Source organism: Streptomyces sp. NPDC001851 (assembly GCF_040297165.1).
Classification (GTDB): domain Bacteria; phylum Actinomycetota; class Actinomycetes; order Streptomycetales; family Streptomycetaceae; genus Streptomyces.
On the sequence record NZ_JBEOYR010000038.1, the window covers coordinates 10,327 to 31,146 of the forward strand.

General features: G+C 68.8%; 21 protein-coding genes and 1 pseudogene. 7 read left to right on the top strand and 15 right to left on the bottom strand.

Translation table 11 applies throughout. The features are described 5' to 3' along the window. The first annotated feature begins 148 nt into the window (after positions 1–148). A complete protein-coding gene (locus ABT171_RS37385; protein ID WP_351250881.1) occupies positions 149–778 on the top strand; it encodes a hypothetical protein in 630 nt (209 codons plus the stop codon). On the opposite strand, the gene ABT171_RS37390 is transcribed toward ABT171_RS37385, so the two are convergent. Then, positions 779–4,069 carry a CHAT domain-containing protein gene (locus ABT171_RS37390; RefSeq protein WP_351250882.1) on the bottom strand — a complete coding sequence of 1,097 codons (3,291 nt, stop codon included), beginning with the start codon at positions 4,067–4,069 and terminating at the stop codon, positions 779–781. A 178-nt stretch (positions 4,070–4,247) separates the two neighbouring features. On the opposite strand from ABT171_RS37390, the gene ABT171_RS37395 reads away from it, so the two are divergent. Beyond that, positions 4,248–4,592 (top strand): hypothetical protein, encoded by a 345-nt coding sequence (locus tag ABT171_RS37395; protein WP_351250938.1) that lies wholly within the window; start codon positions 4,248–4,250, stop codon positions 4,590–4,592. A 240-nt stretch (positions 4,593–4,832) separates the two neighbouring features. Here the strand turns inward: ABT171_RS37395 and ABT171_RS37400 are convergent. The 14 genes and pseudogenes from ABT171_RS37400 to ABT171_RS37465 all read right to left on the bottom strand — a co-directional run. Beyond that, a pseudogene (locus tag ABT171_RS37400) lies at positions 4,833–5,375 on the bottom strand (glycosyltransferase family 2 protein); the annotation flags it as partial. 44 nt (positions 5,376–5,419) lie between these two features. Then, entirely contained in the window at positions 5,420–6,037 is a 618-nt protein-coding gene (locus tag ABT171_RS37405) for a hypothetical protein (protein WP_351250883.1), read from the bottom strand. Beyond that, positions 6,018–6,398, bottom strand: a complete 381-nt coding sequence (locus tag ABT171_RS37410) for a hypothetical protein (protein WP_351250884.1) — start codon at positions 6,396–6,398, stop codon at positions 6,018–6,020. Before ABT171_RS37410 ends, ABT171_RS37405 begins: the two co-directional genes overlap by 20 nt. A gap of 168 nt (positions 6,399–6,566) precedes the next feature. Next, a complete protein-coding gene (locus tag ABT171_RS37415) occupies positions 6,567–7,646 on the bottom strand; it encodes a DUF8094 domain-containing protein (RefSeq protein ID WP_503078427.1) in 1,080 nt (359 codons plus the stop codon). Beyond that, positions 7,647–8,180, bottom strand: coding sequence for a hypothetical protein (locus ABT171_RS37420; protein ID WP_351250886.1), 534 nt, complete (start codon positions 8,178–8,180; stop codon positions 7,647–7,649). Between the two features lie 14 nt (positions 8,181–8,194). Then, positions 8,195–8,674, bottom strand: a complete 480-nt coding sequence (locus ABT171_RS37425; RefSeq protein WP_351250887.1) for a hypothetical protein — start codon at positions 8,672–8,674, stop codon at positions 8,195–8,197. Positions 8,675–9,005: 331 nt separating this feature from the next. Further along, on the bottom strand, positions 9,006–10,514 hold the full coding sequence (locus ABT171_RS37430; protein ID WP_351250888.1) for a putative type IV secretion/conjugal transfer ATPase: 1,509 nt from the start codon (positions 10,512–10,514) through the stop codon (positions 9,006–9,008). Between the two features lie 28 nt (positions 10,515–10,542). Continuing rightward, positions 10,543–10,998, bottom strand: coding sequence for a DUF6238 family protein (locus tag ABT171_RS37435; RefSeq protein ID WP_351250889.1), 456 nt, complete (start codon positions 10,996–10,998; stop codon positions 10,543–10,545). After that, on the bottom strand, positions 10,995–11,486 hold the full coding sequence (locus ABT171_RS37440; protein WP_351250890.1) for a hypothetical protein: 492 nt from the start codon (positions 11,484–11,486) through the stop codon (positions 10,995–10,997). The genes ABT171_RS37435 and ABT171_RS37440 overlap by 4 nt, the downstream gene beginning before the upstream one ends. Before the next feature lie 137 nt (positions 11,487–11,623). Continuing rightward, positions 11,624–13,096, bottom strand: a complete 1,473-nt coding sequence (locus tag ABT171_RS37445; RefSeq protein ID WP_351250891.1) for an SCO6880 family protein — start codon at positions 13,094–13,096, stop codon at positions 11,624–11,626. 84 nt (positions 13,097–13,180) lie between these two features. Then, entirely contained in the window at positions 13,181–14,587 is a 1,407-nt protein-coding gene (locus ABT171_RS37450; RefSeq protein ID WP_351250892.1) for an SCO6881 family protein, read from the bottom strand. 15 nt (positions 14,588–14,602) lie between these two features. Further along, entirely contained in the window at positions 14,603–15,271 is a 669-nt protein-coding gene (locus tag ABT171_RS37455; RefSeq protein WP_351250893.1) for a hypothetical protein, read from the bottom strand. Beyond that, positions 15,271–15,588, bottom strand: coding sequence for a DUF6112 family protein (locus ABT171_RS37460; RefSeq protein WP_502972747.1), 318 nt, complete (start codon positions 15,586–15,588; stop codon positions 15,271–15,273). Before ABT171_RS37460 ends, ABT171_RS37455 begins: the two co-directional genes overlap by 1 nt. A 92-nt stretch (positions 15,589–15,680) precedes the next feature. Continuing rightward, complete coding sequence (locus ABT171_RS37465; protein WP_351250895.1) at positions 15,681–16,799, bottom strand: C40 family peptidase; 1,119 nt, start codon at positions 16,797–16,799, stop codon at positions 15,681–15,683. A gap of 512 nt (positions 16,800–17,311) precedes the next feature. Between ABT171_RS37465 and ABT171_RS37470 the strand changes: the two genes are divergently transcribed. The 5 genes from ABT171_RS37470 (at position 17,312) to ABT171_RS37490 (ending at position 20,791) form a co-directional block, all read left to right on the top strand. Next, positions 17,312–18,067 (top strand): DNA-methyltransferase, encoded by a 756-nt coding sequence (locus tag ABT171_RS37470; RefSeq protein WP_351250896.1) that lies wholly within the window; start codon positions 17,312–17,314, stop codon positions 18,065–18,067. Positions 18,068–18,274: 207 nt separating this feature from the next. Further along, on the top strand, positions 18,275–18,826 hold the full coding sequence (locus ABT171_RS37475; RefSeq protein WP_351250933.1) for a DUF4913 domain-containing protein: 552 nt from the start codon (positions 18,275–18,277) through the stop codon (positions 18,824–18,826). Beyond that, positions 18,823–19,305 (top strand): hypothetical protein, encoded by a 483-nt coding sequence (locus ABT171_RS37480; RefSeq protein WP_351250897.1) that lies wholly within the window; start codon positions 18,823–18,825, stop codon positions 19,303–19,305. Before ABT171_RS37475 ends, ABT171_RS37480 begins: the two co-directional genes overlap by 4 nt. A gap of 15 nt (positions 19,306–19,320) precedes the next feature. Then, positions 19,321–20,025, top strand: a complete 705-nt coding sequence (locus ABT171_RS37485) for a hypothetical protein (protein ID WP_351250898.1) — start codon at positions 19,321–19,323, stop codon at positions 20,023–20,025. A gap of 76 nt (positions 20,026–20,101) precedes the next feature. Further along, on the top strand, positions 20,102–20,791 hold the full coding sequence (locus tag ABT171_RS37490) for a hypothetical protein (RefSeq protein WP_351250899.1): 690 nt from the start codon (positions 20,102–20,104) through the stop codon (positions 20,789–20,791). Positions 20,792–20,820: the final 29 nt, after the last annotated feature.

Below are 20,820 nucleotides of genomic sequence, written 5' to 3' on the forward strand. Positions count from 1 at the left end.
CCGGGTTGGAACGGGCTCGTCCAGCCAGCACCAGGTCGCTGGCGAAGCGCCTGATTCGTGCCTGGGACGGCTATGCTGAACGCCGGTGTTATGCCTACGACAGGGGGCCTCGGTGGAAAACTCCGCAATCTCCAGTGAACTTGTCGCTGTGGATCTCATCCCGCGACCGGTGCTCCATGGCGCCCAGGACGATCAGCCGGAGCGGGGTGTGTTCTACTTCGGAAGGCCGTTCACGTCCCCGCTGGATTTGGAGACCGCGCCTGACCAGATCCGCGCCTATGCGACAGAGAAGCAGGGCGAGGTGGAGTTCCGTCGGCTCGTGGTGAACCTGTCGCTGTCTCCCAAGCCCGGTGAGCCTATCCGTCACGTCACGGTAAACGCAGTGATCGACACTGTCGCTGGATCCAGGGAGCCCTTGTTCAGGGACGCCTCGCCGGTGCGGCTCGCCAAGGCGGTGACTCGCAATTCCAAAGTGAGTGTCAAGACCGACTTCGGGGCGGTGAAGCCGGAAGCCGAGCGAGGATCCCAGTACGAGAAGGAGGACCCGTTCCTCCTCGCGAGAGGGATTGGAACCGGCAACCTCCAATGGGAGTTCCGTGAAACGCCCGGTCAAGCACTGGATGGCTCCCACGAACTCCAGGCCACGTTGGAGTTGCCTGTCGGCGTGACCGGCAGCATCCTGCTTTCGGCCGCAGTGAACATCCGCAGGAAGCGGCTCGGCATCATCGGGTACAACGCGCAGCTCCCGCAGGACATCGCGGTCTTGCCGTTCCGCTGATCAGCGCCAGTCACCGATCAGTGTGAATGCCCCCCAGTTCAGATACTGCGGATAGGCGTTCCTAGTGGCCTGCTGGGCGCGCCGGAAAGCGTCCCTCTTGCTGCCACCCGCCAGCAGGCAGGAATACAGCTCCTCGAAGAACAGTGTCGCGACCGGCGCGGTCACCGGCCACAGGACGCCGATCACAGTGGAGGCTCCTGCCATCAGGAATGCAGCAGGCAGCCCGCGAAGGTTGTCGTTGAGGTCAAAGCGTCCCAGAGCCGACTCACAGGCACTTAGCGTCACCAGTTCGACACCCCGCAAATCCAGGCCGAGAATCTGGTGGGCGAACAGTCGACCGTCACCGCCGTCTGCCTCTGGATCAAGATAAAGGCACTGGTACCAGGGCGCCTCCACGTCATGCGAGCCGTGCGCGGCGATGTGGACATAGTCGACGTGCTTGAGGGCCTTCATGACGGCGCGGGGTGTCGTCGCGCCTTCCCTCAGGAGGCGTGCGCCCGGAACTTGAGCGGCCAGGTTTCGGACATGTTCGGTGATCTGCGGTTGGATGGGCAGCTTGTACTTTGCGCCGCCTCTAGACGAGCCGGCGATCAGCAATCTGCGCCTGCGGACGGCCTTCTTGGGCCGAGGCAGGATATGCGCGCTGCTGCCAACTGTGGTGACGATCCAGTCATCGGCGAGTGGGCGCCCGTCCACGTGCAGCAGATGGAATGGCACGTAGTGCAGCGGGCCATGCGGCCAGAAACATAGGTGCTTCTTGCCCTGTGCTCGCCATTCCCGCAGCCTGTCTGGGGCAGGGCCACCCAGCTTTATGAAGTGCTCCTCCAGGGCCTCGGCGCCGCGCAGCGTTACCGGGCTGCCCAGTGGGTCGACGTTGATCTCTTCCCGAACTTCTGCGACCTTGAGCGCAGTCCAGTGCAGCGTGTATGCGGCATCCTTATCCTTGAGGTCATACCTGATGAGAGCACCGGGGATCCCCAGTCTCGCGATTTGGATCTTCCGATCCTGTGTGGTGACGTAGCAGGAGACAAGTGCGGTGAGGGAAGTGAACATGTCATTGGTGTCGCCCCGATCGTGCTCGGTAAGAAACAGGGAGATCAGGACTGTTTCGTCGTCCAAGTTACTTGCCACGCGTTCAGTCATTTCGAATGTTGCGGGCCTGACTCGTCTTGCCTTTTTCGACGTGTAGGTCTGGAAGAGTAGCGACTTGTTGATTGCGTGGTCGGCAGCACGACGGAGGGTCCCGAGGGGCACCTCGACTCCACTCGCTGGCGTGATCTCGTGGGAGTTGACGACGAAGAACCCTGATGTCCCACTCGGCAAATCCTCAATGTCATCCAGGATGCCCAGCCGGTCTGGCACATACGGTCCGTCCCTCTCCTCCTGTGCGCGGATCAGCTCGTTGAGGTGTTTGATGGAGGGAGGTTGGCGCCATAACCCGGGATTCTGTACCAGCAGCCGGAAGTCAAACCCCTTGAATAGTAGGTGTTGCTGGGCGACCATCGGCATCGCAACGGACAAGTCTGCACGGAGGAGGAAGACTGCAAGGTACTGCCCGAGATTGTGCACGAAGTCCGCACAGTAGTCTTCAGCACCCACCATACCTGTGACGATAGGCTCGACAATCATGAGGAACTTCAAGGCGCGATCGACCAAGTCCTCATTCTGATCTGCATGCTCCAGTACGGGCAGAACCCGATTGATCAATTCGGCGGCTAGCCCAGCCGAGTCGTGGCGGTCGGCGTACCGAGCGGTGTCTTCGGCCGCATAGAAGTACTCCAGCAGCGCCTTGTCGTACTCACCCGCTTCCTCCAGAAGCGCCGCGTGCCGCTTGCGATAGTCCAGCAGAAGATAGTTGAGTACCCACGCATAGGTGGTATGGAATTCTTGGTCGACCTCGTTGATCGTGTCGAGAAGTGTCACCGCCTCCCCTACATCCTCGAGGCGGACATGAAGGGCCGCATGCACCAAGGTCGCAGCACGCTCGCTGGACGACATGTTCGCTCGGGCACAGCCCTCTTCAACGGCCGTGATCAGCTCAGAGAAGCTGGCAGGTGTGCGAACGCACCGCAGCCGGTTTCCCGGGATCTTGTGAGCTAGATGTTTCCATACCTGCAGTGGGATCGGGAGTTCTCCGCCCTCTGCCAGGACCTCGTGGATCGCCGTCCAGATGTCTCGGAGATCACCGGGATCCTCGACAAAGGCGACGACGTCCGACATAAGACTCAAGAGGCTGGAGCCGGAGACCTGTCGACGCAATTCCCGCACCGTGAGAGGCAGCAACCCTTCCAGCGGCTTAGGTTCCTGCACTCCCATCTCCCGGACCGTCGGCGCCACGGCCCGATAGAATTCATCCAGCCGCTCGGCTGGAGCGACACTTCGCATCACTTCCTCTACTGCGGTGGCCGCGGCCTTCCAATGTTCATCCTCACGCTCGGGATCGAGCCGGGCCAGAAGGGGCAACACTTGGGCTCTCGCAATCTGGCAGCTGCCGCGCAACTCCTGCGGTGCGTCCCGTAACGATGCATCCAGGTAGCTGAGTGCTGCCTTCATCGCCCACTGCGGTTCCGGCATGGCACGGCCCTGTTCACCGTTCCACGCCATCTGGCCCTTCGAGGCAGTGACCAACCCGCTCCCAGTAACAACCGAGTACACTCCGGCTCGCACAAAGAACGGCGCCAGCCATCGGGTGAGCGAGCCTGAAAGATCGTCGGGTTCCAGTTCCGCGCAGTAGGGCCCGGCCAGCAGCCATCCCGCCGCCCTCCGGGTCTCGGCAAGTTCCGCTCTCTCCGCTGCAATCAGGTCGCGGTGACGCTTGAACAGCAGACCACCGCGTGCCTTGAGCCATGTGATTCTCCGCTCAAGGATCCCGATCTGCAGGTTGGCTGTGTGCAGCGCCTCCCGCAAGCGGCCGCCCCACGGCTTCTTGTGCAGGCTCCTCCGGGTGACCTCTACGAACAGATCGGCTGCAAACCACCAAGGCGACTCACGCTCTCGTCCCTGCTTTACCTCCGTCAACGCCAGTAGCAGCCGACAGAAGTAGTAGGCATGGTCGGGGTTGCTCTCCACGAGATCGACTGCGACCCGAGCGCAGTCATGTAGTGCGTCCCTCGGGAAGTCCGGCTGTGGGGTTCCCCTCACGCTGGTGAGCGCCGCATTCTCCGACACCCGACGGTCGGCGATCTCCGATGCCAGGATGTACATGTCACCAAGCGGCGGATCGATCCTCACTAACCGCTTCCCCTCTCTCATGCCGAAAAGCGGGCGCTCGTGGAAGTCGAGCAAGGCCATCGCTGTCCTTGGGAGCCTAATGGAGCACCGTGGAGATCTGGTGTGAACGTCCCCATGCCCACACGATTAACCGGACGAACCCGCAGCGCAGTTGAGTGACTCTGTCAGGTCCCCGCCCACGGCCCGTCATGCAGCCAGGAGGTTGTGAGGCGTTGAGACACTTCCAAGCTGGAACAGCTTGACAGACCGCATAACCGCCGACCTCCTGGTGGACTCCGGGCAATGCCAACTCGACCTCGGCCAGCCCGAACGCGCTCGCGAACTGATCGAAGAAGGCATGGCCCTGCTCCCCGGAGCCCGCGACAGGAGGAAGGCGGTCTTCCTCACCTACGAGGCGGGCAGCTACCTCAAGGCGGGCGAGCCTACCGGGCCGCGGAAGCCGCCAGAGCTCCTCCAGAAAGGGAAGGCGATTCGGGCTCAGACCGGTCGGGGTGATCACGGCGACGGCCGGCTGGTCGTGCTGGCGCAAGGACTTCTCCGTACGAGTGTGGCCGGCAACGTTCATTCGGTGGGCCACAGTTGAGCGCGGCAACCGGACACCTCCGGCTGAGGCTGAGCGGCACAGACGGTCAGAGCTACGCGGCGCGAGATCCGGACTGACGGGTGCGGCAGGCGATTGTGAAGTGCGCCACAGGTGCCCGGTCGGCCGCCGGATAGAATGAGACTTGTGACGCGGTGCGTGTATCCGACAACTCCCGCTCTTGAAGCGGCGAGTTAAGCGACACGACCTGCGAGGGACACGGGAAGTGCCGGGATAATAGACGTAGTCCTCTCCCTGGACGAGGCCGCCCATCGGGGCCGCGCGCACCAGCTCGGTGCGGGCCAGGATGGTGGTCGGTCCAATGGGAATGGTGTCGGCCGGTGAGCGCCAGTACGTCCATACATCCCCCGCCTCGTGCCGGCCGGGCGGCGCCGGGCACCGCCAGAGCGTGGTGCTGCCGTCGGGGTGCAGGTCCTCGCTCCACCCGGCGCACTAGCCCACCCCCGCCTGCTCCAGGGCGTCGAGCCTGGCGGCCATCGCGTGGTCCGGGAACAGGTCGTCGTCGTCCGCCCAGTTCACGTACGGGGTGCGGACGAGGTTGAGGGCGAAGTTGCGGGCGCAGGCCGCGCCGACGGGCCGCGGCACAGCCAGGGTGCGCACGCGTGGATCGCTGGCCAGCGCTGCCGGCAGACGGTCAGGGCCGACGCCGTCGAGGGCGATGACGGCCTCCCAGGGCACGGTCTGCCGACAGAGACTGCGGTGCATGGCGGTCAGGAAGCCGAGGCGGTCCTCGCGCAGGCGGGTGGCGATGACGACCGTGATCAGGGGGGTGGGCAGGGTGAGGTCTCCGGTGTGAGGGGGAGGGCGGGTTAGCGGCCCGCGGCCGTGCGGGGCCGTGGCGTGGCCGCGGCCCGAGCGGTCTGCGGGGGCTGGGCCGCGCGCGTGGAGGTGGCGAGCGGCGTGGGCGTGGGCCAGTGAGCTGGATGGTCGCTGAAGCGGGTGCGGGGGTCGGTGTCCCAGCCGATGACCGGACCGGCGTCGGCGTGGGGCACGCTGATCACTTCGATGCCCTCGGAGCGCAGGACATAGCGCCACTGCACGTCTTGGTCGGCGGCGGTCCGTTCCGTGACCGTCATACGGACCGGCGGGGAGCCGTCCGGGGTGATGAGGTGGTCGAGGGTGCTACTGGGCCACTGCTCGCCGCCGGTCAGCACAGTGACGACCTGCGGTGGCGCGCCGGCGAGGAGGTCGGTGCCCAGCTCGTCCCAGCCGACGGCCACGCCGTCGACGAGGCGCTGGACCATAGCTTCGACGTCGCCTTCGAAGCGGTACTGGAAGGCGGCGAGGAGCAGGGGCAGCTTCGCGCTCGGCTGGCCGTCGAGCTGGACGTAGATGCCGTCATAGCCGCTGGTGGTGGGGCGGGCGATGAAGGAACGGGTCGACAGAAGGAGCCTCCGGAGGTTGCGATCAGCGGCCCGGGGCCGCACCGGTAGGCGGTGCGCCGGGCGGCGCGGGCGGGAGGCCGGGCCCAGTGCGGCCCGGCAACGGGCTGGGCGGGGGCGGTGGCGGGTCGTACTCGGCGCGCAGGATCGCCAGGTCCGCTTGATGGCCGAGGGCCAGTGCTGACAGGCTGTCGCTGGCCGCCCTCATCAGCATCTTGGGCGGTGAGCCCAGCTCCGCTCCGCGGTTCTGGCCCCGCCACCGGGCGGCAGCCACAAGGTACTCACTCACCGCTTCGAGCACGGGTGCGGCGGCATCCAGCAGGCGCTGGGTGACCGCACTGGCCTGCGCGGGGGTCTCGGCGGCGGCAAGGGCATGGAGATAGGGGCCGAGGTCGGGCGCTGGCAACGGCTGCTCGGGCAGCGGGTGCTGGACCAGGAACGGCTCGGCGTCCCGCCTGGCCCACCGCAGCAGGTCGTTGTCCGTGGCGATGCCACAGCGGGCGGCGGCGATCTGGTCGCCGTCTCGGCCGACGTTGTCGTACAGCTCGAAGTCGGGATCTCGCAGGGCCAGCTCCTAGAGGGAGAAGTCGGGGACGGTGGGCTTGGCGTCCGTGCGGCGGCAGCCGTAGCCCAGCAGGCTGGAGGGCCTCGGCGTGGCCGGGACGGCGGCGACATCGGAGCAGGTGAAGGTGTAGGTGAAGGCAGGGGCCGGTGCGTTGAGCCAGGCACGGTCGAGCTTGTCCGGCACGATCTGAAGCCCCGGGGCGGCGACGGCGTCGTGCTGGGTGTGCGTGTGGGAGAAGATCACGAGCGCGCCGGTAGTCGTCTTCAGCGCGTACGCATCGCGGAACTCCGTATCGGCGGAGGCGAACTGGGTGGTGCCGCGTGTGCCGAACTTGCGGGTCGTCTGGTCGTGGACCTTGATCTGCCGCCGGGCTGCCTTGGTCGGGGTGAAGACCTTCTTCCCCGTCTTCTCGCCTCCGGTCGCGAAGTTGTCCGCGACGGCCGTGCGCAGCACGCCGACCGGCGCGGCGAGCGAGGTGGAAGAGGCGTCGACCGCGGTGGCGTAGCCGTCCTTGTCGAGGATGATGTCCGGCAGCTGCTCGGGGTCGTCGATGTCGACGGCCGCGACCATCTCCCAGCGTTTGGTCTTCGTGCTCTCGGCCAGCACCAGCACACGGGCGTACTGCTTCCTGCTGCCGGAGCGGGTGACGGCGGCGAACCACCGCTGCTGGCCCGGCCTAACACGCGGGATGTAGACGTCTGTTGCATCGAGGTCGTACGACCACGGCCGGTACGGCTCGCGGTCCGACCTCGGCAGGGCCGCTGACTCCTTGAGGTCGGCGGACGACATCTCATACAGCGGTCCGTCCTCGATGGTGTCGAGGAGTTTGGTGTCGCCGGTGGCGTTGGCCGTGTTGTTGATCTTTGAGTAGTGGGCGATCTGGGCCAGGGCCTCCTGCTTCGCCAGCGCCGGCTCGGCGGTCGGCGTGGCCTGCGCGGTGCGGTGCGGGGTGGCCGTGGTGCTGTCGTGGGTGTTGCTGGAGGTGGAGCACGCGGACGAGGTCAGCGCGACAGCAGCGGCGGTGAGCAGGAGTGCGGTTCGGCGGACAGAAGTGTGCAGGGGAATGAGGAAACTCCGGGGGATCGTGATTCAGCGGGTGCGGGCTGGGGCGGCCGTCGGCGGTGCTGGCGCTGGCCGCATCGATCGGGCGTCCGCGGCAGTGCGCAGAGACTTGGCGGCACGGGCGAGGTGAACGCGGCTCTCGGCGAGGCGTTCCACGAGTTGCTGGTGCACGGTGGCCACGGTCCGGGTGCTGGCGCGGCCAGGATCTTGATGGCTGAGATCGGCGAGGACGCCAAGGCAGTGGACGGCACCGCCCAGAGCAGCGAGTGCGGCTCCGGCGGGTTCAGCGGCACGGGCGAGGGCGAGCGTGGTGCGGCGTTGAGACGGCGTGGCCTGGTCCGGATAACGAGCAGCGGCTCGGTGGCGGAAGGCGCTCTCGCCGGCCAGGTAGCCCAGCAGCCTGGCCAGGTGACGTACCTCATCGTCCAGAATCTCGCTGAGCCCGGGGCCCGGCTGGACCTGGTCAGGGAGCGGGAGCTGGTCGGCCACGGTGTTGATCCGGTCGGCCACGTCGTGCAGCAGCATCCGCTGGTCGGGATCGGACAGCGACGGTGTACACACAGGGAGGTCCGGTTCTACCGCCGGGCGGCCGGCTGCCTCGCGCCGGGCGGCGCGCCCAGCGTCGGTGCTGCCGTGCTGATCGGACGGGATGGGGTGGGGGCGGCGTGCCGGAAGTTGACGCCGATGCCTTGGGCTGTGAGCTGGCGGACCGCGCTCTGCAGCAGCAGGGCTCGTACCTCGGTGCTGTAGGAGGCGGGCAGGACGAACGCTGCCTCGTGCGGGCTGTACTGGAAGTAGCAGCCGTACAGCACGATGCGGGCATCGGCGGGCACGCTGGCGGACGGGGCGCCCACCACGCCGTCGGGGTACCAGATCAGCGTGAACGACTCGGTGACTTCAGGGGCGGCGGGCCGGTGCGGTGGGTCCGGTTGGTGGAGGGCATTGCGCCGGACCGCGTTCAGGGCTTGTGTGTAGCGGGGCAGGACTCGGCGGGTGATCTGGGCGGCGGCACGGCCCGGATCGTCGGGGACGGCGATGCCGTTCGGCTCGTCCACCCCTCGGAAGTGGTGCGGTCGCGCCCCGTCGGGCTGTAGGGGCGCTACCAGGTACTGGCGGGGGTAGCGGGGGCGCGGTATCACGCAGAGCTGTTCGCCGGCTGGCCCGTCGAGGAAGGCGGTCGGCGGATCTCAGTCGAGCAGAGCAGAGTGGGTCGGACCGCAGTCCCAGACCCGGTCCGCGATGTGCGGCTGGTCCTGGGGCGGCGGGAACCCGGTGTACCGGCGATGCCAGTGCCCAGGCAGGTGCACCGCGAGTTCGGTGGCGAAAGTGCTGAGGGTGTGTGAGGACAGGTGGCTTCCTCCTGGAGCTGGGAGAGGCCGTCCGGGGTCAGTGCATGCGGGCGTCTGTGTCGAACAGCGCCAACTCGTTGCTGTGGAGCAGGTGTTGGACGATGAAGGATCTGCCGGCGACCTTCCACAGGCCACGGCCGCGGTTGAGGTGGGCGATGGCGTCTACTTCGACAGTGGTCAGGCCGAGCAGGGAGGCGGCGGCGTGGAGTTGGTCGGTTTCCTGCCGGTAGATGATGCGGGTGGAGCAGTCGGCGAGGAGGCCCTCGGCCAGTGCCCGGCCCTGTGATCCGGCGTCGCCGGCGGTGAGCAAGTCGCTGAGCCTGTGGATGACCATGAGGTTGGCGATGCCGAGTCCGCGGGAGAGCTTCCACTGGGCCTGCATGCGCTGCAGGAGGCCGACGTGGCGCATCAGGCGCCATGCCTCGTCGTAGACGATCCAGCGCCGCCCCCCGTGCGGGTCGGTCAGGGCGGACTCCATCCAGGCGGAGGCGCAGGTCATGGCGAGGACGAGGGCGGTGTCGTCGCCGGATCCGCCGAGCCGGGACAGGTCGATGGTCAGCATCGGCGCACGCGGGTCGAAGGAGACGGTGGAGGGCGCGTCGAACATGCCGGCGAGGTCGCCGTGGACGAGGCGGCGCATGGCGTGGGCGAGGTCGCGGGCGGCCTCGCCGAGGTGGCCGGACATCGTCCCGGCGGCCTCGTCGAGCTGAGCTGGGTTGTTGAGGGCGGAGGCGACGTCCCCGAGCAGCGGCGTGCGGCCGGTGCCGGCCGCACGGTTGACTGCGGCGTCGAGGGCGACGTCGAGCGCGGTGTGCTCCATGGGCAGCAGGTCCCGGCCCAGGACGGTCCGGGCCAGGGAGCCGAGCAGGAGCAGGCGCCGTTTGCGGATCTCGCCCTCCCAGTCGGCCTCGGTGATGCTCTCCGGGCGCGGGGCCGCGTCCAGGGGGTTGAGGCGGCCGGGCAGCCCGGGGCCGAGGGCGACGGAGGTGCCGCCCAGTGCCTGGGCGACCGGTGTCCACTCGCCCTTCGGGTCGCAGGGCACATAGACCCGGTATCCGAAGGCCACGGACCGTAGGGCGAATGACTTCGCGAGCGCGGATTTGCCCTGGCCGATCACGCCGGCCAGCAGGATGTTGGGGTTGGTGAAGCCCTCGATGCGTCCGTAGAGCGCGAAGGGGTCGAAGACGAAGCTCGCTTCGGCGTGGACGTCGCGTCCGATGTAGATGCCCTCGGCACCGAGCCCTCCTTCGGCGAGGAAGGGGTAGGCGCCCGCCGCGATGGCGGTGGTCATGCGGTGAGCAGGCAGCTTCAGCCGGTTCCCTCGGGCCGACGCCCGTCCGGGGCGCCCGCCGGGCGGATAGACCGGCGCAGGCGTGTCGTGCTCGTCCGGTGCCGGACCTGTGGCCGGATGGGTGGCTGTCTCGGCGCGTGCCTTCGCGGCGGCTTCGGCGAGCTGCCTGCGGGCGGCGCGCCGGGCGGCGCGGTCGGTGCCGTGCGGGGTGAACAGCGGGCTGGCGGAGGCGCGGCGGGCGGGCCGGTGGTTCATCGGGGGCCCTCGATTCGACGGATGGTGCTCATCGCACGCACGAGGTGGTGTGCGGTGCGCGGTGCAGGTCGGTGGGCGTGGTCTTGCGGCGGACGATGTGCCCGGCAGCGAGGTGGCGCTGGCAGATGGTCAGGAAGGGAGGCCCTTCGGGGAGCTGCCCGGGCTGGCACTCGGCGGAGTCCGCGGACGCGGCCGGCAGAAGGTGGAAGGCCGCGTGGATGTCCGTGGTGGTCTGCCACAGCTGGGTGCGCGCCGCAGCAAGGTGCCGGCCAGCTGCGGGATGCGGGGGCCGTGCCGCGTCGGCCAGCTGGTCGAGGAGCCGGTGCAGTTCTGTGAGGTGGGCGTGGAGGGTGTCGAGGTGCGTCCGGTCCGGGAGATGAGGAGGCGCGGGGTGGCTCAGGGCGCGGATGTGATGGCGGACGCCTGCGGTGGCAGCACGCAGATAAGGGTGCGAGTCGGGCTCGCTAGGACGGAGCTGGGTCAATGGGAGGTCCTTGCCGCCGGGGAGGCGGGAGCGGGGGCCAGGGGCGAGGTGGTCACTGGAACGGAGAGGCGGGCGCGCGAGGTTCGGGTGACGCCGGTCGCAGGCACCGCAACGGCTTCTTGCTCGTCGCGCAGGTCCACGTATTCGCCGCGCGTCGGGAGGCCGGGATGGCTCTGCTCCGGTAGGTAGATCATGTCCGCGCCCTGGCCGTCAGCGGTCCCGGCGTCAGCCAGGTACCACTCATGCCAGCTGGGAAGGCCGGCCAGGATGCGGGCGGCGTCATTGAGGTTCATGGCGTTGACGACGAAGCTTGTGGGGGCTTCGCCGGCGTGCCGCTCATGACCTGCGAACGTCAGGGTGAAGGGGCGTGGCGCCGGCGGGCCGAGGAGGTGGGCGAGGCGGTTCCGTACGGTGTCGAGGTGGTCACTGGCCTCGATCGCCGTGGTGATACGGGCGTCGTTGTATTCGCGCAGCCTCTCCTCGATCACCTCCCCTTCGGGGTCACGGTACTGGTCGAGGACGGCGCGGTGGCGGGCGGCCAGCTCCTCGCAGGAGGTCAGCAGGGCCTGCAGTTCGCGGAGGAGGCCGTCGCGGTCGTTGATCGGTGTCAGTGCGGTTCCGGGGCTTAGAGGGTGGTGCGGGCGAGGGGGAGTGCCGCGACGGCGAAGGCGTCGGGCTGCTGGTACCAGAGCCTGCGCAGGTCGACGCCGGCGGTGACGGCGGCGGTCTCGATCTGTGCGCAGGCGGCGTCGAGGGCGGCGTCGGTGTCGGCGGTGACGGTGATCAGGCCGGTCAGGGCGACGTCGGCGTGCCCGGCGATCAGCTGGCGCTCGCGGTTTTTTACGTCGGCGTACTCGATGGAGTCCTCTTCGCTGTCGACCTGCCCGCGCCGGGCGCGTTCGGAGGCGTCGGCGATGATCGCGGCCTTCTTGCGCTGGACGTCGCGCAGCGCGGACTCGAGCCGCTGTGGGACGTAGGTGAGGGAGAGGGTGCGGCGCACGCCGGCGGTGAACATCAGGCCGTGCAGGAAGCCTGCGCCCATCTCAGTGCGCGGCCAGTTCTCCACCCAGTAGGTGGCGTGGCGGGCGGAGTCGGTGGCGATGCGGTCGTACTCCTCGACCTGGACGACGGGGCCGGCGGCGGCCGGGTCGGCTTCCGCGCGGCCGGTCGGTGACCACTGCTGGAGCGCGGCGAGTGCCTTGGGGTCGTAGGCGGTGCGCACGACGGCGGCGATCTCCCGTGCGGACAGCCACCCGGTGATCATCAGCCCGGCGTTCCGGGCGGCTTGGGCGATGGAGGCGGTGGTCTGTTCCATGACGGTGAACGCGCCGGGCAGTCCGCCACCGGCCTGGGAGATGAGGCGCTTGGCGGCTTTGAGGTCGAGGGAGATCGCCAGATAGGTCTCGTGCGGGGCGGCGGCCGGTCCGGCGGAGGCGACCAGGTCTGCGTACACCTGTCCGGCGACCGGTGCTTCGGGCCGGCCGTGCTGGGCCCAGTGCCGGGCCAGGGTGTCACCGGAGTCGGGGACGGTGCGTTCCAGGACCTGCACGGTGGCGACGTGGCCGGTGCGGGCGGTGCCCGCGAGCGCACGTCCCCAGCCGTTGACGTTGTGGTTCTGCGTGGCCGGGTCGAGCAGGGCGAAGGCACGGCTGCTGACGCGGGCGACGGCGGTGAGGGTCTGCTGGTGCGGATCGTGGAAGGCGGCGGCGCCGTTGGCGGAGTCGCCAGGTGTGACGACCTTGAGGGAGGCGGCCGTGCCGGGCAGGTGGAGGATGCCGTCCTGGCGGGGCCGGGTGATGGGTCTGGCCAGCCACAGGGTCTGTCCGTTGTGGCGGCGCCAGGCGTAGCGGGCGACGATCGGCGCCCAGTCGATCAGGGAGCGGCCCTGCCGGCGGAGGGCGACCAGGGCGGCCACCGCTGCCCACAGCGGGGCCAGGGTGATGGCGCCGAGCAGTCCGGTGGTGAGGACTGTGACCAGGAGTAGGGCCAGCGCGGCGGAGACGAGGACGAGCTGGTGGAGGGTGAGGCCGAGCAGGATGCCTCGGCGGCTGCGGTGCGGGAACTTGACGGTGGCCGGGGATACGGCGAGGTCGGACAAGGAGGCTGCTCCTGGAGCGAGGGCCCGGGGGCGGGAAGGACCGTGAACCTTCCCGCCCCCAGGGATCGGGCATCGGGCAGGAGATCAGAGACCGGACGGGGGCGGCGGCGGTGAGGCCGGACCGTTCGCTGCTGAGTTCGTGCCGGCGGTCTGGGTGCCCGTGGCGGGCGGGGCGCCCTGTGGCGGCGGGGCCGTGGTTGGCGGCGCGGACTGCCATCCGCCGCTCTGGCCAGCGGCTGCGGCGCCTTGGCCGAATCCGCTCGCACTGGGGGTGCCTGCGCTGGTGGGGCTGCCGCCCATCTGGCTGCTGGTGTCGTCGGCGACGTGGGTCGGCGGCGGCTGGACGGCCTGCTCCAGACCGGTCTTGGCGGAACTGCCGCCCGACGGGCTACCGGAGTCGGCGCCTTGGGTAGAGTCCTGTCCGTTGCCGGACGAGGGGGAGGCGATGTCGCCGGGGAACCCGTCCTGTCCGGGCACGGTGTCCGGGCCCTGCGGAGCTGCTGCGGCTCCGGCTGCGGCACCGCCGGTTCCAGCGGTGGCTGCCATCGCCGCGGCCTTCCGGCCCGCGCGCTCGGCGTGCTGCCTGGCCAGCTGCGCGCCGGCTCCGCCGGCACGGTGCAACGTTTCTCCGTCGGATCCCTCGGCTGCCCAGTGCACGAACTTGAAGGTGGCGTAGGGGCAGAGCAGCACCAGGATCATGACGACGATGCCGGCGAGGACGTCCGCGAGGGCGGCCAGGCCGTCCTTGGCGTCGGTCTTGCCCATGGCGGCGATGCCGAGGACGAAGACGATCGTCATCAGCAGCTTGCTGGCTACGAGGGTGGCGGTGGCCTCGATCCAGCCCTTGCGCCAGCGGCGGGCGACTTCCCAGCCGCCGCCGGCTCCGGCGAACACGGCGAGGGTGACCATGACCAGGATGCCGACCTTGCGGACCATCATCACGCACCAGTACAGGAAGGCGCCGATGGCGGCTCCGATGCCCGCGAAGACGGCGACGAGCCAGCCGAGCCCGGCAAGTCCTGGCAGGGAAGCGACCTTGACCATGCGGCGGACCGCGGAGGCGATGTCCGTGTGCGCGGTTTGGAAGAGGCCGGCGGACAGGGCGTCGGTGACTTCGATCGCGACGGTGGTCAGGGCGATGGCGGCGAACGCGAAGATCACACCGGATGCGGTGCCTGTGAACGCCTGGGACATGGCTTGGCCGTCGCGGCGGATCGCGGCACGGACCAGCTGCGCGCAGAAGGTGGCCACGAGCATGACCAGGCCGATGGGCAGGATTGTCTCGTAGTTGTCGCGGAACCATCCCGCGTTCAGGTCGACGCGGGTGGTGGCATCGACGGCTTTGGACGCCAGATCGGCTGCGGACGCGGCGAGTTCGTCGGCGCTTTTCGCCATCCAGTCGCCGATGTACTTGCCCGGGTCGGAGGCGAAGTCGATGGCTTCGCCGACCGCGCAGACCTTGTCCGCGACGGGGAGATCACAAAACCCCATGAGGACTCCGTTCGGTCAGGGCGCGACGCGTGGGGCGATGGCGACGAGCGAGCAGTCGGCCGAGGGGCGGCACTGGACGGCGAGGGTGATCGAGCGGTCTTCCGCACCGCCGCCGCCCTTGGTCCAGGTGATCGTCTGCTTGCCGGTGACGGTGACCGCGTAGATGTACGCCTTGGTGATCGCGGCCGGGTCCTCGGACAGGGCCTGTTTGAAGGCGGCCGGGTAGTGGCCCTCGGTGATGGTTGCGCTGGCGCGCTGCTTCTGGTCCGACATCCGCGACCAGAGCACGGGGTCCGGTATCTGCGCCGAGACTGAGGCCCAGTCGCCGTACTCGCTCTCCTTCGTCATCCACGCCTCCATGCCGGCCAGCTGTTGGGCCTGGCTGGTGGTGCGGGTGTCGTAGGACCAGAGCATCTTCGCGGCGGCCTTGGCGAACTCCACCGGGTCGGAGATTCTCGGCGGCCCGGCCACCGGGCCACTCCCGGAGGATGGCTGGCCTGTCGGGGGGACTGAGCTGTGCGTCGGCGACGGGACGGGCGGGGCAGCGTGAGGGCGGTTGCTGCGGCCGGTGAAGAAGGCCGCTGCGGCAGCCAGGGCGAGCAGGCAGGCCAGGCCGACCGCAATCACGATGATGCGAGGATGCGGCGTCCAGCCGAGGCCGTATCCGGGAAGGCGTTTGAGCATCAGTGGACCTGCGACCCCAGACCGGAGAAGAAGGCCACGATGCCATTGGCGGCGCCGAGCCCCAGGGCTGCGCCGGCGGCGACCGTAGCGCCCTTCTTGCCGTTGGCCTCGGCCTGGTGGCCACCGGTGTGGTGGCCCCACGCCCACACCGCGAGGCTGACGGCAAGGGCGCCGACGACCGCGATGATCGCGAACATGTTGATGCTGTTGACGACGTTCTTCAGAACGGACAGGCCCGGAAGGCCGCCGCCCTTGGGGGAGATGCCGGGATCGTAGGCGAGCTGTATGACACGGGCAGCGAGGGGTGACACGGGTATGGAGGGCTCCTTGCGTGCGCAGGCCAGAAGGCACTGGCGGTGGGGAAGTTCAGAAAGAGGGGGTGCGCCGAGCGGCGGGAGAGAGGCCGGCGTCAGATGACGCGGCGGGCGGCGAGGACGCCCCAGTCCTTGATCGGCGTGATCCGCACCGGCTTGCCGGTCCGGGGGGCCTCGATGACCAGCCCTTCGCCGATGTACATGCCGACGTGCTCCGGCCGGGCCGCAGTGCCACGGCTGAAGAGCAGGTCCCCGGGCTTGAGGGCCTTCAGTGAGACCGCCTTGCCTTCACCGACCTGCGTGTACGTGGTGCGGGTGAGGGTGATGCCGGCGTGGGCGTATGCCTGCTGCATCAGCGAGCTGCAGTCGCAGCGGGCCATCGCATCGGGGCCGTGGGCATTGGTGCAGGACCCGCCCCACTGGTACATCGTGCCGAGCTGCTGCATCGCCCAGACGATCGCCTTGCGGGCCCGCGGGTCGGTGCCCTTGGGGATCTTGTAGCCCTTCGGGACGGCGCCCTCGGGGATTGGCCCGTAGGAGGATCCGTCGGCGGTGTTACAGCCGGTCGCGGGGGCGGGCTTGTCGTCGGTCTTGCCGGTGTCCTTCTCCCCGGAGTCGGGGAAGGTGGCGGCAATCGCCTTCTGCAGCGTGGTCGTCAGCGGTTCCCACTGCGCGTAAGCGTCCGGATAGCCGGAGCGCTGCACCGCTTGGGCGGCCTGGGTGACGGTCATCTGCTGCCAGCCGTGGACCTTCAACAGCGCCTTGTAGAACTGCTCGGAGGCGTAGACCGGATCGTGGATTTGTGCGGCGGTGCCCCAGCCCTGGCTGGGCCGCTGCTGGAACAGGCCGAGAGAGTCACGGTCGCCGCCGCCGAGATTGCGTAGCCGGCTCTCCTGCATCGCGGTGGCTAGCGCCACGACCTGCCCCCGGTTGGGAACGCCGAGGCTGATGCCGGTGGCGACGATGGTCTGCGCGTTCGGGATCTGCTCGCCGGGGAGGTCTAGGCCCTTGATGTGCACCTTGGAGGCGTCCGCACCGTCGAGGATCTTGGTGACCTGATCAGCGATCTTGCTGGTGTCCACGTCGGAGAGGCAGTCGAGCGATGAAGTGGCGCTCTGGGCGGCTTCGCTGGAGGTGGCCATCATCATGGCGCCACCGCCGAGGAGAAGAGGGAAGAGGAAGACGACGCCGATGCCGGCGGCGAGCCCCTTCAACCTGCGGTGCCCACGCGTGGATCACCGGCTTCGGGCAGGGGCGGGTAACGAGACGTCATGCAGGGGTCCTTCGGTGCAGTGTCCGGCATGCCGCGGGAGCGCAGGGGGTGATGGAAGGGACCGCAGGCGGGCCGGGTGGGCGAATCAGGGGGCTGGCACAGGCGAGTAGCCGCTCGCCGTGCGCGGCCGACAGGTGAGCTAGGTGTGCGGGGGCATGGGGAACCTCCACGAGGCAGAGGGGGGAGTGGGCCATCGGCGGTGTGCGCCGGGCGGTTCAAAACAGTAGGCCCAGATCGGCCGTTGACCAAAAAGTTGGCGCGAGGTGCCGGAATCCGACCCCTCAGCAGCGCACTTCTTGGTCGTCGGCCGAATCGCGTCTACAGTTTTTGAACTCCCCCTCGCATCCCCAGACCATGGCCATGGGCTTTGTTCATGCCCGATTTCCGGCCGCCGGGGACTTTCCGACGCGACGGGTATTCCCGCACGCACTCCACCCGAATCGGAGCTCCCCTTTGCCTTTTTCCCTGCATCAGGGCGACGCCCTGAGCGTCCTGTCCAAGCTCCCGGACGACTGCGTCGACGCGGTCATCACCGACCCGCCCTACAACTCCGGCGGGCGCACGGCGAAGGAGCGCACCAGCCGCTCCGCGAAGCAGAAGTACACCTCCGCCGATGCCAAGCACACCCTGGCCGACTTCACCGGCGAGAACATGGATCAGCGCTCTTACGGGTTCTGGCTGACGCAGATCATGACCGAGGCACACCGCCTCACCAAGACCGGCGGTGCGGCGCTGCTGTTCACCGACTGGCGGCAGCTGCCCATCACAACGGATGCGATCCAGGCGGCCGGCTGGCTGTGGCGCGGCGTGCTGGCCTGGCACAAGCCCCAGGCCCGGCCACAGAAGGGACGCTTCACCCAGAACTGCGAGTTCATCGTGTGGGCGTCGAAGGGTGCCATCGACGGCTCCCGGAACCCGGTCTACCTGCCGGGCATGTACTCCGCTTCGCAGCCATCCGGCTCCCAGCGGCAGCACATCACGCAGAAGCCCGTCGAGGTGATGCGCGAGCTGGTCAAGATTTGCCCGCCGGGCGGCGCGGTCCTCGACTTCTGTGCCGGCTCCGGATCCACCGGCGTGGCCGCCCTGCTCGAAGGCCGGGACTTCATCGGCGTGGAGAAGACCGAACACTACGCGTCCATCGCCGCCGACCGGCTGACGGAAACGATCCGTCAGACCCTCGGCCAAGACGACGTGGTGCTCACCGCCTGACGCCACAGCCCGACACATACGAATCCGCGTTAACCGCCGTATTCGGCCGACGCGCTACCGGGCTTTGCCTGCCCTCATTTCCGCGGCACTCAGGAGGTCGTTTCTTTCATGTCTGAATCCGTAGAACCCCCGGCTGACGGAGAACTGGAGCCGGTTCGCATCCCGGACGCCCAGTTGCAGGGGATCGAAGCCAGCGTCCGCCGGCTGATGGAACAGACCGCTGAGCAGGCTCGGCAGCTGGATCATCTCGCCTCCGCTCCGCCCCCGGGGGGTTCTCCGTTCGCGGCGTTCGGCATGCCCGGGTTCGGTGGACCGCCGGCACCGGCTATGCCGGAGCCTCGGCCCATCATGGAGCTGGAGGGCGAGTCGTACGAGGACGAACTCGACGCCCTGTCGGACTGGGTCGACGACTTCCTCCTCCCGATCTATGGGGCGGAGGTCACCACGGCGGCGCCCTGGTGCCTGCAATGGCAGGAGCACGGCGACGTCGTGGCCTGGCTGCATGCCCTGTGGCTGGCCTACCAGCAGCACAAGGACCCCGAGTCGGGCCTGGCCGGCATGTTCGTGTGGCACCGCGACTTCCTCACCCACGCCATGGCCGCGATCCGCACACCCGGCGGCCCCCTGTCCGCCTGCATGACCTCCCCGGAGCGTCCCGCGCACCGCCTCCTTCCCGGACCGCCGCCCTCGGCCCGCGCGGAGAAGGAGTCCGCCGAGGCCCTGGGGCCGCGGCCCGGTGAGTACGGGCTGGCGTCATGAGCGAGGGGCAGCAGCCGGTCTTCGGCCTGAGCTTCGATCCCCGTGCTCTGACCGACCTGCTCCAGGCACCCTCCGACATCCGTGATCTCACCCTCGCCTATCTGCAGGAAGTGGTGAACGCCGAGCGCTTCGGGCTCCGCCTGACCGGCGATCTGGAGGGCTACCGCAAGCTGTTCGTGGACGCCCGTAAGGACTGGCGGGTCGTCTACGGCATCCGCCCGGCACCCGAGTCGTCGGCGCATCGGCGGGAGATCCACGTGGTCGCCGTACGGCCGCGTGCGGGCAATGACGTCTACGACGAGGTCGGCCGCCGCCTGGGCATGTCCCGCCGGCCGCTCAGCGCCCGCACCCACGCGGCACGCGCCCGTTCCCCGCAGCTGGCCACCCGCAGTCCCCTGCCCAGGTCGGCACCCCTGCCGTCCGCCATGCCGGGCCTGCCCCGCCCCGCGCAGAGCCCCTCCCCGCTTCACACCCGCTGACCCGAGGAATCGCCTATGCCCCCTGATCCGGCGCTCCCGGTTGCCCGGCGCGCTGTGTCCCAACTCGACTCTCGTATCGAGGCAGCCACCGGTCATGACGTCGACACCCTGTGGGCCCACCGCGACCGCGGCATTCTCGACAAGCCGCACACCGAGCTGGTGGACCGGCATCGGGAACTGGCCCAGGCCGAGACCGGCGTCACGTTCCACCGAGCCCTTCTGCACAGGCTGTCCTCAGAGGAGTTCCCCGTCGACGCCGCTTTGTTCGAGCGCATCGACCGCACTGTGGTCCAGCTGAAGGAGGCCACCGCAGGCCGCGATGCTGCCGCGCAGCGGGTGCTCACCGTGCTGGAGCCGATCGAAAGCGCCGCCCGATCAGCCACCCCGAGTCGCGGAGAGGCGCAGATCACTACGGCTGATCAGGCCGCGCTGCTGGCCATCGCCGGCGGCGCCAAACTCTACGAGCACCTCCTGACCAGCCGGCTGTCGGTGACCACCGCCTCGGGCACCCGCGTCCCCTACGCCGAGCTTCAGCGACTCCAGTCCGCCGGCTTCGTCACCCTCGATACCAGCCATCCCGTCCATGCCGGCCAGCCGGTCAGCTTGACCGACGCCGGCCGCGCCGCCCTGACTGCCAGCCGCCGTGCGAAGCCGGGCAAGGCTTCGTTGCCGGCCGCGCGGCCGGGAGCGTGGCCATCCGCTCCGGCACAGCGACGCTGACCCGAAAGACCACATGCCCACCCACGAACCATCCCCGCCCACCGGCCGGGACCGGCACCCTCCCCTGGACTTCCGGGTGGACGACCTTGACTCCGACGAGCAGATCAGCGCCGCCTTCTTCCATCTCGTCGGTGTGAACGAAGACATGCTCGTATCCCTCGCCGAGCACCACACCGCTGATGACGCCCGCAGCTTCTACGTCCTGTACGACGGCTCGGCGACCTTGGACCACCCGGGTGTGCCGCAATACATCGCTCTCTACCTCCAACGAGAGCACCAGCGAGGGACGTTCACTTTCGAGCGGGCGACACTGCCTCTGCCTTCGATGGCCCAATCGTGGCTGAACCACCGGGGGTGTCCGCCCGAGTCCCTGGCACTCGACCCCGACCGGGGCAGCACACCGGCCGACGAGGCGACGCGGGCCCTGGAGCAACGGCTCATGAGGGACGGAGATCACTACGCCTTCGGTTGGTCCTACACCCGGGACGACCCGGACGACGGGGTCACTCTCGTGGTACTGCGCGCCCTGGACCAGCGCGCCCCGTCCTCATTCCGTGTCGTGGTCGAGGAAGTCGACATCGAGGCGGGAACGCACACGCTTCGCGAAGGCGGCTTCGAAACGGCCGAAGAAGCCCTGCAATGGTGTGACGACCGCCTCAGCGGCGTGAGTAAGGCTCTGCCACCGGTCCGCCCGACGCCATCACTTTCCCGCCGTGCTCCCATGCCGACACCGGCGCCTTCCCGGCCCTCGGGCCGTTCACGCTGAAGCCCCGTTTCCGGGTCAGCGCGGCGAAA